Annotated in this window: 12 protein-coding genes; 9 read left to right on the top strand and 3 right to left on the bottom strand. The window is 70.3% G+C overall.

The features are described from left to right. Positions 1-120 precede the first annotated feature (120 nt). The gene (locus A5659_RS15075) at positions 121-954 is read right to left on the bottom strand and encodes a thioesterase family protein (RefSeq protein WP_197498020.1); all 834 of its coding nucleotides are present in this window, start codon (positions 952-954) and stop codon (positions 121-123) included. Between the two features lie 39 nt (positions 955-993). Between A5659_RS15075 and A5659_RS15070 the strand changes: the two genes are divergently transcribed. Further along, positions 994-2,526, top strand: coding sequence for a class I adenylate-forming enzyme family protein (locus A5659_RS15070; RefSeq protein WP_197498019.1), 1,533 nt, complete (start codon positions 994-996; stop codon positions 2,524-2,526). After that, positions 2,523-5,768, top strand: coding sequence for a carboxyl transferase domain-containing protein (locus A5659_RS15065; RefSeq protein ID WP_067182124.1), 3,246 nt, complete (start codon positions 2,523-2,525; stop codon positions 5,766-5,768). Before A5659_RS15070 ends, A5659_RS15065 begins: the two co-directional genes overlap by 4 nt. A gap of 12 nt (positions 5,769-5,780) precedes the next feature. Here the strand turns inward: A5659_RS15065 and A5659_RS15060 are convergent, their stop codons facing one another. Continuing rightward, positions 5,781-6,110, bottom strand: a complete 330-nt coding sequence (locus tag A5659_RS15060; RefSeq protein ID WP_066860851.1) for a PE-PGRS family protein — start codon at positions 6,108-6,110, stop codon at positions 5,781-5,783. A gap of 131 nt (positions 6,111-6,241) precedes the next feature. On the opposite strand from A5659_RS15060, the gene A5659_RS15055 reads away from it, so the two are divergent. The 4 genes from A5659_RS15055 (at position 6,242) to A5659_RS15040 (ending at position 10,696) form a co-directional block, all read left to right on the top strand. Further along, complete coding sequence (locus tag A5659_RS15055; RefSeq protein WP_067182121.1) at positions 6,242-7,024, top strand: SDR family oxidoreductase; 783 nt, start codon at positions 6,242-6,244, stop codon at positions 7,022-7,024. Next, positions 7,021-8,220, top strand: a complete 1,200-nt coding sequence (locus tag A5659_RS15050; protein ID WP_067023027.1) for an acyl-CoA dehydrogenase family protein — start codon at positions 7,021-7,023, stop codon at positions 8,218-8,220. Before A5659_RS15055 ends, A5659_RS15050 begins: the two co-directional genes overlap by 4 nt. Further along, complete coding sequence (locus tag A5659_RS15045) at positions 8,217-9,320, top strand: acyl-CoA dehydrogenase family protein (protein WP_067182118.1); 1,104 nt, start codon at positions 8,217-8,219, stop codon at positions 9,318-9,320. The genes A5659_RS15050 and A5659_RS15045 overlap by 4 nt, the downstream gene beginning before the upstream one ends. 158 nt (positions 9,321-9,478) lie before the next feature. Continuing rightward, the gene (locus A5659_RS15040; RefSeq protein WP_067182114.1) at positions 9,479-10,696 is read left to right on the top strand and encodes a glycosyltransferase; all 1,218 of its coding nucleotides are present in this window, start codon (positions 9,479-9,481) and stop codon (positions 10,694-10,696) included. Here A5659_RS15040 and A5659_RS15035 read toward each other — a convergent pair. Continuing rightward, positions 10,685-11,434, bottom strand: coding sequence for a dienelactone hydrolase family protein (locus A5659_RS15035; RefSeq protein WP_066860832.1), 750 nt, complete (start codon positions 11,432-11,434; stop codon positions 10,685-10,687). The two genes, A5659_RS15040 and A5659_RS15035, sit on opposite strands and share 12 nt — an antisense overlap. A 42-nt stretch (positions 11,435-11,476) precedes the next feature. Between A5659_RS15035 and A5659_RS15030 the strand changes: the two genes are divergently transcribed. The 3 genes from A5659_RS15030 (at position 11,477) to A5659_RS15020 (ending at position 13,606) form a co-directional block, all read left to right on the top strand. After that, the gene (locus A5659_RS15030; RefSeq protein WP_066860829.1) at positions 11,477-12,277 is read left to right on the top strand and encodes a thymidylate synthase; all 801 of its coding nucleotides are present in this window, start codon (positions 11,477-11,479) and stop codon (positions 12,275-12,277) included. Between the two features lie 7 nt (positions 12,278-12,284). Next, positions 12,285-12,797, top strand: coding sequence for a dihydrofolate reductase (locus A5659_RS15025; protein WP_067182111.1), 513 nt, complete (start codon positions 12,285-12,287; stop codon positions 12,795-12,797). A 74-nt stretch (positions 12,798-12,871) separates the two neighbouring features. Beyond that, positions 12,872-13,606 (top strand): cell division protein DivIVA, encoded by a 735-nt coding sequence (locus tag A5659_RS15020; RefSeq protein WP_066860823.1) that lies wholly within the window; start codon positions 12,872-12,874, stop codon positions 13,604-13,606. The last annotated feature ends 12 nt before the right edge of the window (positions 13,607-13,618 follow it).

Raw genomic sequence — 13,618 nt, 5'->3', positions numbered from 1 at the left:
ACTGTGCAGCATCCATTTGGCGGGTCGTGCAGAGCAGCATAGCCCAATACCGGGCGCTGTCCGAGGTTTGCAGAGTCGCCTCCCAGCAAATGGAGTGGCGCACACAGCAACGATGATCGACTAGGCGTGGGTCGGCTTGAACGCGCCGGCGGGCTGGGCCACCGCCAGGGCGGAGCTGGTGCCGATCGGGCCGTGTTGGTCGAACAGCGTTGCGGTGCCGGTGGCGACCCCGGCCGTACCGTAGTGGCTCTGTGCGGCCAGCCCGACGAATTCACCGTCGGGCAGCCGGCTGGCGGTGACGGTGTAGTCGGCGTTGATGTAACGCAATCCGCCTGTGCCCCAATGCGTGAGCGAGCTGGTGATGTCACCGACGAACGCCAGGCGGGTGAACGGCGTCAGGGCGTGGCCATGCACCATTGGCCGAAACACCCGCGCCCACGCGAACTTCTGGGCATGGGACTGCTCCCACTCGCCGGCGGCGATACCGGGGCTGCCCTCCAACGTCGCCCCGTATCCCCAGATGTGGAACGGCATGTCGGTCGGAAAGCCGTCGTGGGCCCTGGGCAGCGGCGGCATCTCGACCGGAAACGACCACACCTGGCCTTCGGGATGCTCACCGCGGCGCAGGAACAACGCGCTGGCGCGCGCGACGGTCGCGTCGCGCTGCATGAGGGCGGCGTCGACCAGCCTGATTCGCCGGCCTTCCCGCTGGACCGAGGTCCGGATCTGTACCGGCAGCAGCAGCGCCGGCCGTATCAGGTCGACGGTCAGCCGGGCGGGCTGGAAGTCGGGGTCGATGCCGGATTGCTCTATGCCCCAACCCAACAGCCCGCCGACGATCTGGCCGCCCATCGCCGCACCCCACGGGCCCTGGGTCATCGGCCCCGGAACATAGGAGTCGCCGTCTACAGTGAAGAACGCCTCGGGCATGATGGCGGAATCCTGGATCGTCACCGCTATCACGATAGGGCAGCAGGATAGTAAGGACCGGGCATGCCTCCAGTGATTGAAATTCCACGTGGCCCCAACCCGTTCCCGATGGCCGGGGTGTCCCGCGGCCCCGACGGCATACCGCGCTACGAGGGGCTCCCGGCCACCCTGCTCGACATGCTCGCCGAGCACGTCGACGCCAGCCCGGACGCCGAAGCCCTGGTCGAGCTGGGCGGCGACCGCCTGACGTACCGGCAGCTGTGGGACCGCGCGGCGCGCGTCGCCGGCGGGCTGCGCGCCGGCGGTCTGCAGCCCGGCGACCGCGTCGCGCTGCGTTACCCCGCCGGCATCGACTGGGCGCTGGCGTTCTGGGGCACCGCGATGGCCGGTGGCGTTGCGGTGGCGGTCAATACGCGCTCGGCGCGCCCGGAGGTCGAGTTCGTTTTGTCCGACTCCGGGGCGCGGGTGGATCTGGCGCCCGACGCGCCGCTGCCCGACGGTCGGCCGTACGTCACCGAGCGACTGGGCCGCGCCGACACCGCCGCGCTGTTCTACACCTCGGGGACCACCGGCCATCCCAAGGGGGTGCCGACCACGCACGAGGCGTTCTTGACCAACACCGAGAACGGGATCCGCTGTCTGCAACAGCCGCGGAACCTCGGCGACGCGATGCGCACGCTGATCTCGGTGCCGCTGTTTCACGTGACCGGTTGCAACACCCAGCTTCTGGCCGCGGCCCGGCTCGGCGGAGCGTCGGTGATCATGCCCGCGCTCAACCTGGACACGCTGCTCGCCACGCTGACCGCCGAGCGCATCTCGGTCATGGTCACCGTCCCGGCGATCTACTCGCTGTTGTTGCGCCACAAGGATTTTTCCGCGCTGGATACGTCGGGCGTGCGGTGGGTGGGCTACGGTGGCGCGCCGATCGCCCCGTCGCTGGTGCGGTCGGTGAAGAACGCGTTCGGCCACGCCACGGTGTTCAACGGCTACGGCATGACGGAGACGGCGTCGCTGATGACCGTGCTGCCCGACGCCGAGGCCGTCGAGCACGCCGACTCCGTCGGGTACGCGGTGCCGTCGGTGGACCTCGGGGTGATCCCGTTCGGCGACGACCCCGCCGTGGGCGAGCTGGTGGCGCGCGGCGCCAACGTGACCAACGGCTACTGGAACCGGCCCGAGGCCACCGCCACCACCTTCGCGGACGGTTGGCTGCACACCGGCGACGTGGTGCGCGTCGACGAGGCGGGCCGGGTGCACATCGTCGACCGGCTCAAGGACATCATCAACCGCGGCGGCGAGAACGTCTCCAGCGTCGAGGTGGAGGCCGTGCTGCTGGCCGCGCCCCATGTCGCGGACGCCTGCGTGCTCGGGGTTGCCGACGAGGTCATGGGGGAGAAGGTGGGAGCGGTGCTGTTCGGCGGCGGCGACGAGATCGACGTGCCGGCGGTGCTCGACCACTGCCGCGGCCAGCTGGCCGACTACAAAGTGCCGCAATACGTTACGGTGGTGGACACCGCGCTGCCCCGCAACGCAGGCGGCAAGCTGCTCAAGGCCAGGCTCCGCGAACAGGTCCAGTGGGGCGAGCCGCTGCGATGAACGCGAGCCTGCTGGTCGCCAACCGCGGCGAGATCGCACTGCGAATCATACGCACCGCAACCGAATTGGGCATGCGCACCATCGCGGTGTATGCCGAAGACGACGCCGAGAGCCCGCACGTGCACGCCGCCGACGAGGCGATCGGCCTGCCCGGCACCGGCCCGCGGGCTTATCTGGACCAGCCCGCCATGCTGGCGGCGGCGAAGAGCGCCGGCGCGGAACTGATTCACCCCGGCTACGGATTCCTCAGCGAGAACGCCGAATTCGCCAACGCCTGCGCGGCCGGTGGCTACACGTTTGTCGGTCCCGATACCCGGGTGCTCGAAGTCCTCGGCAACAAGACCGCCGCCCGCGGCGCGGCGATTGCCGCCGGGGTGCCGGTGCTGCCCGCGACCGACGGCCCGAGCGGCGTCGAGGACATCAAGGCGTTCTTCGCCGCCCACGGCGGCGGCATCATGATCAAGGCCCTCGCCGGCGGCGGGGGCCGTGGAATGCGCAAGGTGCACAGCGCCGATCAGATCGACGATGCCTACCAGCGCTGCGCCGCCGAAGCCCAACTGGGATTCGGTGATTCCGCGTTGTTCGCCGAGGCGCTGCTCGCCGACGCCCGCCACATCGAGGTGCAGGTGGTCGCCGCACCGGCCGGACACCAGACGCACGCACACGCGGTCGGCGACCGCGACTGCAGCATCCAGCGGCGCTACCAGAAGCTGGTCGAAATCGCCCCCGCCCAAGGCCTTTCGGATGACCTGCGCCGCGCCCTGCACCGGGCGGCGGTGCGGTTGTGCGCCCGCGTGGCGCTGCGCGGGCTGGCCACCGTCGAATTCCTGGTCACCGGCGACGACTTCGTCTTTCTGGAGGTCAACCCGCGAATCCAGGTCGAGCACACCGTCACCGAGGAAACCACCGGGCTCGACCTGGTCGCCCTGCAACTCGCCATCGCCGGGGGTGCGTCGTTCTACCAGCTGGGGTTGCCCTCCGGAATCGCCTCCGACGGACTGGAAGTCATCGGCGAGCCGGCCGCCCGCCGCGGCATCGCCATCCAGCTCAGGGTGAACATGGAGACGTTCGGGCCCGACTTCTCCGTCGCGCCCTCGGCGGGCACCCTCACCGTGTTCTCCCCGCCCAGTGGTCCCGGCGTGCGCGTCGACACCTATGGCCGGGCGGGATTGGCGATAAGCCCGCAGTACGACTCGCTGTTGGCCAAACTCATCGTCTTTGTGCACGCGTCATCCGCCGGGCACGGGTCATCATGGCGGGCCGCGGTGCGCAAGGCCCGCACCGCCCTGGCCGAATTCAGCATCGAGGGCGTTCACACGAATGTCGCCTTCCTGCGCGAGCTGCTGACCGACGACCGGATCGAATCCGGTTGGGTGAGCACCGGTTTCCTCGATGAGAAGCTTCCCGAGCTGGCCCAGGCCGCGCTGTCACGCCAGCAAGAACCCCGGGCGGCGACGATCGAACTGTATCCCGGCGAGGATGCGCTGCGCGCCCAGTTGGCCGGCACCGTCATCGAGGTAGCGTCCGAGGACGCCGAATACGCGGCGGGCAGCCAGTTGGTTGTCCTGGAAGCGATGAAGATGCAGCACGTGCTCGTCGCGCCGGACGCGCTGCGGACCGTCCGGATCCTGGTGACACCCGGCCAGGTGGTCGGGACCGGAGATCCGCTGTTGGTCTTCACCCGCACCGCGGCCGCTGGTGACGGCGAATCCGTCTCGGCAACAACGGATCTCGATCGCCCGCGAGCCGATCTCGACGAGGTCGTGCGCCGGCATGCCTTGACCCTCGACGAGGGCCGCGAGGCCGCCGTCGCCAAACGGCACCAGCGGGGACGCCGCACCGCCCGGGAGAACATCGCCGATCTGGTCGATCCCGACAGCTTCGTCGAATACGGTGCGCTGGCGATCGCGGCTCAGCGCAGCCGGCGCTCGGAATCCGACTTGATCGTCAACACCCCGGCCGACGGCCTGGTCGCCGGGCTGGCCACCATCGGCGCGGACCGGTTCGGGCGGGACGCGGCGCAGGCCGTCGTGGTGTCCTACGACTACACGGTGCTGGCCGGCACGCAGGGCATGCGCAACCACGCCAAAACCGACCGCGTGTTCGATCTCGCCGCGCGAAAGCGCTTGCCCGTCGTGCTATTCGCCGAGGGCGGCGGCGGCCGGCCGGGCGACACCGACGTCGGCGGCGCCGCCGGCCTGGACGTGCCGACCTTCCGGATGCTCGCGGCGTTGAGCGGCGAGGTGCCGCTGGTGTCGATCGTCTCGGGCCGTTGCTTCGCCGGCAACGCGGCGCTGGCGGGGGTGTGCGACGTGATCATCGCGACGCCGGACGCCAACATCGGGATGGGCGGTCCGGCGATGATTGAGGGCGGCGGACTGGGCGTGTATCCGCCGGAGGCGATCGGGCCGATCGGCGTGCAGCGCCGCAACGGCGTGGTCAGCTTGGTGGCCCGCGACGAAGCCCATGCGGTCGCGCTGGCCAAGCAATACCTCTCGTACTTCCAGGGCGCGCACAGCGACTGGTCGGCGCCGGATCCGCGGCTGGCCCGGCATGTGGTGCCGCAGAACCGGTTACGCGCGTACGATGTGCACCGGGCGATCGAGTCGATCGTCGACATTGGCTCGGTGCTCGAGCTGCGGGCAGATTACGGCGTGGGGATTGTCACCGCCCTGGTTCGCGTGGAGGGAGTGCCGTACGGGCTGATCGCCAACAGCACCCACCACCTGGGCGGCGCGATCGACGCCGAGGCGGCCGACAAGGCCGGCGACTTCCTGGCCTTGTGCGAATCGTTCGGGTTGCCGGTGATCTCGCTGTGCGACACACCGGGCTTCATGGTGGGGCCCGACGCGGAGAAGGACGCGGCCGTCCGCCGCTTCGGCCGGATGTTCGTCCTGGGTGCGCGGCTGACGGTACCGCTGGGAATGATCATCCTGCGCAAGGCTTATGGACTCGGCGCGATGGCGATGGCCGGGGGTTCATTCCGGGCGCCGCAGTTCACCATCGCCTGGCCGACCGGCGAGATCGGCGGCATGGGTCTGGAAGGCGCCGTCCGCCTGGGATTCAGCAAGGAGTTGGCGGCGGTCGACGATCCGGCCGAGCGCCAACACCTGTTCGACCGCCTGGTGGCCGCGGCCTACGAGCACGGCAAGGCGCTGCGGGCGGCCACCACGTTCGAGTTGGACGACGTCATAGACCCAGCAGCCTCCCGGGCCTGGATCACCAGGCTCTCGGGAGGCTGAGGGGTAGAGCGATCAGGCGTGGCCGGAGCCGCAGCCGACGCCGGGCAGACATCCCTGCCCGCCCGGAATGCCACCGGGTCCCGCGTTCTGCCCGCCGGAGCCGCAGCCGACGCCCGGGACGCAGCCCTGGCCACCAGGTCCGCCGCCCGGACCGTTGAACTGGCCGCCCGAGCCGCAGTTTCCGTTGGCGTCGCAGCCGCCGCCGCCCGGGTCGTCCTTGAAGGTGACGTGGGTCGGGGCGGGGGAGTTGGCGGCTAATCCGGTGACGTACACGTCAGCCGCGGCCACGGGGGCGGCGGCGATAGCCGCAGCAACAGCCCCGGCAACAACCAGCGGTTTCATGAGTGTCAATTTCGATAACATGCGGCTGGCATACCACCTCAACACGTGTCCAAAACATCGCGAATAAAATTCGACAGCACGAAGTTCCCGCTGCCGCACGGCGGCGTCACCGCGACGGAAGGCCTGACCACATGACCTCGCAAGATCTGACCGGCCGCACCGCGATCATCACCGGCGCGTCGCGTGGAATCGGGCTTTCGATCGCCCTGCAGCTGGCGGCCGCGGGGGCCAATGTGGTACTCACCGCGCGCAAGCAGGAGGCCGCCGAGGAGGCCGCCGCCCAGGTGGGCCAGCAGGCCCTCGGCGTCGGCGCGCACGCGGTCGACGAGGACGCCGCGCGGCGCTGCGTGGAGCTCACGCTGGAGCGCTTCGGCAGCGTCGACATCCTGGTCAACAACGCCGGAACCAACCCGGCCTACGGTCCGCTGATCGACCAGGATCACGCCCGTTTCACCAAGATCTTCGACGTCAACCTGTGGGCCCCGCTGTTGTGGACTTCGCTCGTGGTCAAGGCGTGGATGGGCGAGCACGGCGGGGCGATCGTCAACACCGCCTCCATCGGCGGTCTGCATCAATCGCCGGCGATGGGCATGTACAACGCCACCAAAGCCGCGCTGATCCATGTGACCAAGCAACTGGCGCTGGAACTTTCGCCGCGCGTCAGGGTCAACGCCATCGCGCCCGGGGTGGTGCGCACCCGGCTCGCCGAGGCGCTGTGGAAGGACCACGAGGACCCGCTGGCCTCGTCGATCGCGCTGGGGCGCATCGGTGAACCCGTCGACGTGGCCGGGGCGGTCGCCTTCCTGGTGTCCGACGCGGCCAGCTGGATCACCGGCGAGACCATGGTGATCGACGGCGGCCTGCTGCTCGGCGCCGCGCAGGGCTTCCAGTCCGCGCCGGGCGGCGGTCAATGACCGCCGTCGATACGACCGACCTGGACGCACGGGTTCAGGCACTGCTCGACGAGCACGATCCGGCGACCAGCGACCCGCGGGATTTCCTTGGCGCACAATACGATGCGGGGCTGGCCTGGGTGCACCTGCCGCGCGGCTTCGGCGGGTTGGATCTGCCGCGCACCGCCCAGGAGCGCGTCGATGCCCGGCTGGCCGCCGCCGGTGCGCCGGTGGGCGGCACGCCGAAGAACTACATCGGGATGGGCATGGCCGCGCCGACCATCGCCGCGTTCGGCACCGACGACCAGAAACGAAAGTTTCTGCGCCCCTTGTTCACCGGCGAGCAGATCTACTGCCAACTGTTCAGCGAGCCGGGCGCGGGATCCGACCTTGCCGGGGTGTCGACCCGCGCGGTGCGGGACGCGGATAACCCTCAAGACTGGATTGTCAACGGCCAGAAGGTGTGGACGTCGCAGGCGCAACACGCGCAGATGGCGATCCTGGTGGCCCGCACCGATCCGGCCGTGCCCAAACACGCCGGCCTGACCTACTTTCTCTGCGACATGACGCAGCCCGGCGTCGAGATCCGGCCGTTGCGCCAGATCACCGGCGAGGCCGAGTTCAACGAGGTGTTCCTCACCGACGTCCGGGTGCCCGACGCGAATCGGCTGGGCCCGGAGGGCGGCGGCTGGCGGGTCGCGACCACCACCCTGAACAACGAGCGGGTGGCGATCGGTTCCCGTGCCGGGGCGCCGCGGGAGGGCGGCCACATCGGCAAGGTCACCGCCGCGTGGCGCGACGAGCCGGCGCTGCGCAACCCCGCCATGCACGATCAACTGATGCGGTTGTGGGTGGAGGCGGAGGTCCTTCGGCTCGCCGGCGAGCGGCTGCGGCAGCAGGCCGCCACCGGTCAGCCGGGCCCGGAGGGCGCCGGCATGAAGGTGGCGTTCGCCAAGCTGGCGCAAGCGATTTCGGGCTTCGAGATCGAGCTGCACGGCGAATCCGGCCTCTACTACGACGACTGGACCATGCGCAGGCCCGAGACGGTCGACCTGACCGGCCGCGGGCCCGGATACCGCTACCTGCGGGCGCGCGGCAACTCGATCGAGGGCGGCACCTCAGAAGTCCTGCGCAACACCATCTCCGAGCGGATCCTGGGCCTGCCGGGCGAACACCGCGTCGACAAGGACGTCGCCTGGAAGGACCTGCCCCGATGAGCGCGCACACCACCGACCTGCTGTACTCCGACACCGAGGAGGCGTTGCGGGCCGGCGTGCGCCAGCTGTTCGCCGAGCGGTGTCCACCCGAAGGCGTGGCAAGCCTGTATAACGCCGAACCGCAAAACTTTTCGGGCGTGTGGCGCACGCTGGCCACCGAGCTGGGCGTTGCCGGCCTGCTGGTTCCGGAGTCGCTGGGCGGCGCCGGCGCGAGCGCCCGCGAGGCCGCGGTGGTCATGGAGGAGATCGGCCGGGCCGTCGCGCCGGTGCCGTTTTTGTCCAGCGCGGTGCTCGCCACCATCGCGCTGCTGCGGGCCGGTGACACCGAGACGGTGTCGGCGCTGGCGCAGGGCGAGCTGACGGCGGCGCTGGTGGTGCCGCTGTCGAGCGCGCCGGGCGACCCGGTCCCGCTGGTCAGCGGCGACTCGGGCGGCCTGAGCGGATCGGTTACCGGCGTGACCGGCGCCGACGCCGCCGACGTGCTGGTGGTCCCGGTCGCCGCGCCCGCCGGGCTCGAGCTGCACACCGTCGCCCGCGGCGCGGCGGGGCTGCGGGTTTCCCCGCTGCTCGCGCTGGATATGACCAGACCCCTTGCCGCCGTGTCCTTTTCGGAGACACCGTCGTCGCGCGCCGGCGCGGGCGACGAGCCCGTCATCGAAGCCATCCGGACCGGGGCTGCGCTGCTGGCGTCCGAGCAACTCGGGGTCGCCCAGTGGTGCTTCGAGACCACGCTGGAATACGGCCGGCAACGCCGGCAGTTCGGCCGCACGATCGGCTCCTACCAGGCGATCAAGCACCGGTTGGCGGACCTGTGGTTCGAAATCGGCGCGGCGACGGCAGTGGCCCGCTACGCCGCCGACACCTGCGTCCGGGACGGCGAGGACGCGGACGCCGCGGCGGCCATCGCCCAGGCCTACTGCAGCGACGTCGCCGTGCATGCCGCCGAGGAGTGCATCCAGCTGCACGGCGGGATCGGCATGACCTGGGAATATCCCGCACACCTGTACCTCAAGCGCGCCAAGAGCGACCAGTTGGCATTCGGCACCGCATACCGTCACCGCGCCCGCCTGGCCGAATTGGTGGACCTGCCGGCGTTCTGACGTTGCCACCCGCGGCGCGGGCGCGCGCCGTGCCTGGGCTCGCGGTGATTCTTACCTGCGGGCCCGCCAATGACGGCAAACGGCCCCTCGTTGCGCGGCCGGACGGCGCGCCGAGGATAGAGTTTTGCGACCACCCGGGTGGAAGTGGGAGCGGTGCGATGCGGGTGTTGCTGTCGGCGTACGACTCGCGCGGAGGCGTCGAGCCGCTTGCCGCGCTCGCGCTGCAGCTGCGGACGCTCGGCGTGGACGCGGGGGTGAGCGCGCCGCCGGACGCGGAATTCGTCGAGCTGCTGGCCCGGGTGGACGTGCCGCTGCTGCCCTTCGGCGAATCGCTGCGGGCGATGAAGACCGGGGCGCTGCCGTCGGAGGAGGACCTCCGCCGGCACCTGGATGCGCTGATCGCCGTGCAGTTCGACACCGTGGCCGCCGCGGCCGAAGGGTGCGACGCGCTGGTGGTGGCCGGTTTCCCGCCGGCTGCGGCCGCCGCCCGCTCGGTGGCCGAACGGCTGGGCATCCACTACGTCTATGTCACCTACCAGCCCACCATCCTGCCGTCGCCGCACCACCCGCCGCCCGCCTACGCGAACGGGCCCTTCCCCCCGGGCATGGTCGACAACCGGGTGCTGTGGCAACTGGATGGCCGGCACATGCAGGAGCTGTTCGGCGCGACGCTCAACGCTCACCGGACCGCCATCGGGCTGGCGCCGCTGGACAACCTGCGCGACTACGCGCTGACCGAATCGCCCTGGCTGGCGACGGACCCGATCCTGGACCCCTGGCGCCAGCCCAGCGACCTCGACGTGGTCCAGACCGGCGCGTGGCTGCTGCCCGACGAACGGCCCCTGCCGGCCGAACTGGTGGCATTCCTGGACGCGGGAACGCCGCCGGTCTATGTGGGCTTCGGCAGCATGCCCATGCGCGCCTCCCACGACGTCGCCGGGGTCGCCATCGACGCGATCCGCGCGCAGGGCCACCGCGTCCTGGTGTCCCGCGGCTGGGCGGAGCTGACCCCGATCGACGACGGGGCCGATTGCCTGGGCGTCGGCGACGTCAACCACCAGGCGCTGTTCACCCGGGTCGCCGCCGTTGTACACCACGGCGGGGCGGGAACCACCACGACGGCCGCCCGGGCCGGCGCGCCGCAGGTGGTGGTGCCGCAGGGGGCCGATCAGCCCTACTGGGCGGGCCGGGTGCGCGACCTGGCCATCGGCGCCGCCCACGACGGTCCGGCCCCGACCACCGAGTCGCTGTCGGCCGCGCTCAAGGCGGTGCTGACCGAGCGGACCCGCGAGCGGGCGCGCTCCGTGGCGGCGACGATCCGCACGGACGGGGCGGCCGTGGCCGCGACCGTGCTGCGGGCGGCGCTAACGCGGTAGCGCCGAGGCGAACACCTGCGTCATCGCGTCCCAATGCCGCTCGGCTGCGGCGGCGTCATAGGGCCCGTTGTCCGGGACCGCGAATCCGTGGCCGGCCGAATACCACTCGATCGTGTGCTCGACGCCGGCCGCCGTCAGCGCCTTGTCGAGTTGCTCGGCGTGATCGGCGGTGAACGACGCGTCGTTCTGGGCGCCGCCCACGTACACCGTGGCGGTCATCCGGTCGGCGAGCAGGTGTGGGCTGTCCTCGGTGTCGGTCACCAGGCCGCCGCCGTGGAAGGACGCCGCGGCGGCCACCCGGTCGGGCACCCGGCCGGCCACCATGAGCGACGTCCGGCCGCCCATGCAGTAGCCGCACACCCCGAACCGCTCGCCGAGCACCTCGGGGCGGGCCGCCAGGTAGTCGAAGAACGCGGTCGCGTCGGCGGCCATCCGGTCCGGGGTGACGCTGCCGATCATCGAGAACAGGCGCCCGCGTTCCTTCTTGTCGGTGAAGACCGTCGCCATGTCGAACGGCGCCCAGTCCGGGGTGCGATAGTAGACATCCGGCAGCAGCACGGCGTAACCGAACCCGGCCAGCTTGGCGGCCATCTGCTCGAAGGTGTCACGCACGCCGCCGGCGTCGGGATACATGACCACCCCGGGCCAGGGGACTTGCGATTCGGGGCCGTCGGGGGTGAACAGGTGCACCGTGCAGGTGCCATCGGGTGTGGTGACGACGTCGATGATGTTCGGCATGGCACCCGTTTTACTCCGCGGGCCTAGACGTATTCTGACGGCGTGCCGATCCCGACTCCCTACGAGGACCTGCTTCGCCGGGTGCTCGAGCAGGGAACGGCCAAATCCGACCGCACCGGCACCGGGACCCGCAGCCTGTTCGGTCAGCAGCTGCGCTATGACCTCTCGGCCGGCTTCCCGCTGCTCACCACCAAAAAGGTGCACCTGAAATCGGTGATCTACGAGCTGCTGTGGTTTTTGCGCGGCGACTCCAACGTCGGCTGGCTGCACCAGCACGGGGTCACCATCTGGGACGAATGGGCAAGCGACACAGGCGATCTCGGGCCGATCTACGGCGTGCAGTGGCGATCCTGGCCGACGCCTTCGGGCGAGCACATCGACCAGATCAGCGCCGCCCTGGAGCTGCTGCGCACCGACCCCGACTCGCGGCGCATCATCGTGTCGGCGTGGAACGTCGGCCAGATCCCGCAGATGGCGCTGCCGCCGTGTCACGCGTTCTTCCAGTTCTACGTGGCCGACGGGCGGCTGAGCTGCCAGCTCTACCAGCGCAGCGCCGACCTGTTCTTGGGCGTGCCGTTCAACATCGCCAGCTACGCGCTGCTGACGCACATGATGGCCGCCCAGGCCGGCCTGGCCGTCGGCGAGTTCGTGTGGACGGGTGGGGACTGCCACATCTACGACAACCATGTCGAACAGGTGCGCCTGCAGCTGAGCCGCGATCCCCGGCCCTACCCGGAACTCGTTCTGGCGCAACGGGACTCGATCTTCGACTACGTCTACGAGGACGTCGTCGTGCAGAACTACGACCCGCACCCGGCGATCAAAGCCCCCGTCGCCGTATGACCGCCGCATGACCGAGGTGGGCCTGGTGTGGGCTCAGTCGAGCTCCGGCGTGATCGGGCGCGGTGGTGACATCCCCTGGAACGTGCCGGAAGATCTGTTGCGGTTCAAAGAGGTGACGATGGGTCACCCGGTGATCATGGGCCGGCGGACGTGGGAGTCGTTACCGGCGAGGGTGCGCCCCCTGCCCGGGCGCCGCAACGTCGTGCTATCCCGCGACACCGGCTTCGTCGCCGACGGGGCGCAGGTGGTCGGATCCCTGGAGGCGGCGCTGGCCCAAGCCGAGGGCGAGCCGCGGACCTGGGTCATCGGCGGCGAGCAGATCTATTTGCTGGCGCTGCCGCACGCCACCCGCTGCGAGGTCACCGAGATCGAAATCGATTTGCGCCGCGACGACGACGACGCCCTGGCGCCGACGCTGGACGACACCTGGGTCGGTGAGACGGGGGAGTGGCAGGCCAGCCGCTCGGGGCTGCGGTATCGCTTCCACAGCTACCGGCGGCCCGCCGCGCACCCGGGCTGACCTGACATACTCGGACGCGGGGGTCGGTCGCACAGGGTCAACCAGGCGTTCGAAGAGAGAAGGGGGAATTGGCAGTGATAACCGAACCCGTGAAGACGTTCTCTCGAAAATTCATGGGCTACGACACCGCCGCGGTTGATGCCCACATCGAGATGTTGACCACCAAGCAGCAACTGCTGCTTGACGACGTCGAGAGCCTCCGGGCCCGGCTGCAGGAATCCGCCGATCAGACGGCCGCGCTGCGCAAAGAGGTGGCCGTGCTCACGGATACCTCGCCCTCGCCCCACGCGGTGCAGCAGCGGATGGCGAAAATGCTGAGCCGCGCGGTCGACGAGGTGGCCGAGATGCAGGCCGAGGCGCGCGCCGAAGCGGATGCGGTGATCGCGGCGGCCGAGGCCGAGGCCGAAGCCGCGGAACGAAAGCGCGACGAGGTGCTGGCCGACATGGCCGCGCAGCAAAAAGCCCTGGAAGCCGAGTACGCGGAGACCAAGGAGCGGCTCGACGCGGAACTGGCCGAGATGCGCGCCGAGACCGAATCGGCGATCAAGAAGGCGCGCCAGGAGGCCGAACGCGAGTGCGAGCAGCTGCTCGGCGACGCGAAGAAGGGCGCCGACCATTACCGGGAGAAGGCGCAGCGCGCGGTGGACGAGGCGACGGCGCGGCGCATCAAGATCCTCGAGCAGCTGATGGGCGTCTACCACGACCTCGACGAGGTGCCGAAGGCCCTCGAGGCGGCCTACGCCGAACAAAACGACTCGGGCGACGAGGCCGTGCTGAAACCGCTGGACCGCAAGGTCCGCGCGGGCTGAGTCGCGCTGGCG

It is taken from the genome of Mycobacterium sp. 1165196.3 (genome assembly GCF_001673415.1).
Classification (GTDB): Bacteria; Actinomycetota; Actinomycetes; order Mycobacteriales; family Mycobacteriaceae; genus Mycobacterium; species Mycobacterium europaeum_A.
The sequence above is the reverse complement of the archived record's forward strand: the minus strand, read 5'-3'. Positions and strand labels throughout refer to the sequence as shown.

Bases quoted from the DNA above. Each gene is read 5' to 3' on its own strand.
- A5659_RS15070 (WP_197498019.1), top strand. From the start codon at position 994: ATGCCTCCAGTGATTGAAATTCCACGTGGCCCCAACCCGTTCCCGATG.
- A5659_RS15065 (WP_067182124.1), top strand. From the start codon at position 2,523: ATGAACGCGAGCCTGCTGGTCGCCAACCGCGGCGAGATCGCACTGCGA.
- A5659_RS15060 (WP_066860851.1), bottom strand. From the start codon at position 6,110: ATGAAACCGCTGGTTGTTGCCGGGGCTGTTGCTGCGGCTATCGCCGCC.
- A5659_RS15055 (WP_067182121.1), top strand. From the start codon at position 6,242: ATGACCTCGCAAGATCTGACCGGCCGCACCGCGATCATCACCGGCGCG.
- A5659_RS15050 (WP_067023027.1), top strand. From the start codon at position 7,021: ATGACCGCCGTCGATACGACCGACCTGGACGCACGGGTTCAGGCACTG.
- A5659_RS15045 (WP_067182118.1), top strand. From the start codon at position 8,217: ATGAGCGCGCACACCACCGACCTGCTGTACTCCGACACCGAGGAGGCG.
- A5659_RS15040 (WP_067182114.1), top strand. From the start codon at position 9,479: ATGCGGGTGTTGCTGTCGGCGTACGACTCGCGCGGAGGCGTCGAGCCG.
- A5659_RS15035 (WP_066860832.1), bottom strand. From the start codon at position 11,434: ATGCCGAACATCATCGACGTCGTCACCACACCCGATGGCACCTGCACG.
- A5659_RS15025 (WP_067182111.1), top strand. From the start codon at position 12,285: ATGACCGAGGTGGGCCTGGTGTGGGCTCAGTCGAGCTCCGGCGTGATC.